Annotated in this window: 1 rRNA gene; it reads right to left on the reverse strand. The window is 57.6% G+C overall.

Annotated elements, in window-relative coordinates:
- Positions 1 to 160 precede the first annotated feature (160 nt).
- Positions 161 to 1,595 (reverse strand): 16S ribosomal RNA (locus AC5RUW_RS16605); the annotation flags it as partial.

The following is a 1,595-nucleotide window of genomic DNA, read 5'->3' on the forward strand; positions in this document are numbered from 1 at the left end:
GAACGTACTAACCAGTCGACCACCGGCACAGCCGGCACCTATTCATTGATATTCCACCCTTGAGCACCCACCGGGAAACATATGTTCCCGACATGGGCATCTCCTGCGGACCAGGCATCCAACACAGTGGAAGGACACCACGATCCGAGGTGCTCCTTAGAAAGGAGGTGATCCAGCCGCACCTTCCGGTACGGCTACCTTGTTACGACTTAGTCCCAATCGCCGGTCCCACCTTCGACGGCTCCCTCCCACAAGGGGTTAGGCCACCGGCTTCGGGTGTTACCAACTTTCGTGACTTGACGGGCGGTGTGTACAAGGCCCGGGAACGTATTCACCGCAGCGTTGCTGATCTGCGATTACTAGCGACTCCAACTTCATGAGGTCGAGTTGCAGACCTCAATCCGAACTGAGACCGGCTTTTTGGGATTGGCTCCACCTCACAGTATCGCAACCCTTTGTACCGGCCATTGTAGCATGCGTGAAGCCCAAGACATAAGGGGCATGATGATTTGACGTCGTCCCCACCTTCCTCCGAGTTGACCCCGGCAGTCTCCTATGAGTCCCCGGCCGAACCGCTGGCAACATAGAACGAGGGTTGCGCTCGTTGCGGGACTTAACCCAACATCTCACGACACGAGCTGACGACAACCATGCACCACCTGTGAACCGGCCACAAAGTGGGGCACCTGTTTCCAGGCGTTACCGGTCCATGTCAAGCCTTGGTAAGGTTCTTCGCGTTGCATCGAATTAATCCGCATGCTCCGCCGCTTGTGCGGGCCCCCGTCAATTCCTTTGAGTTTTAGCCTTGCGGCCGTACTCCCCAGGCGGGGCACTTAATGCGTTAGCTACGGCGCGGAAAACGTGGAATGTCCCCCACACCTAGTGCCCAACGTTTACGGCATGGACTACCAGGGTATCTAATCCTGTTCGCTCCCCATGCTTTCGCTCCTCAGCGTCAGTTACAGCCCAGAGACCTGCCTTCGCCATCGGTGTTCCTCCTGATATCTGCGCATTCCACCGCTACACCAGGAATTCCAGTCTCCCCTACTGCACTCCAGTCTGCCCGTACCCACTGCAGACCCGGGGTTGAGCCCCGGGCTTTCACAGCAGACGCGACAAACCGCCTACGAGCTCTTTACGCCCAATAATTCCGGATAACGCTTGTGCCCTACGTATTACCGCGGCTGCTGGCACGTAGTTAGCCGGCACTTCTTCTGCAGGTACCGTCACTTGCGCTTCTTCCCTGCTGAAAGAGGTTTACAACCCGAAGGCCGTCATCCCTCACGCGGCGTCGCTGCATCAGGCTTTCGCCCATTGTGCAATATTCCCCACTGCTGCCTCCCGTAGGAGTCTGGGCCGTGTCTCAGTCCCAGTGTGGCCGGTCACCCTCTCAGGCCGGCTACCCGTCGTCGCCTTGGTGGGCCGTTACCCCGCCAACAAGCTGATAGGCCGCGAGTCCATCCAAAACCGCAAAAGCTTTCCACCACCATGACATGCGCCAGATGGTCGTATCCAGTATTAGACCCGGTTTCCCAGGCTTATCCCAGAGTCAAGGGCAGGTTACTCACGTGTTACTCACCCGTTCGCCACTAATC

The sequence above is a fragment of the Arthrobacter sp. Y3222053 genome, assembly GCF_059092805.1.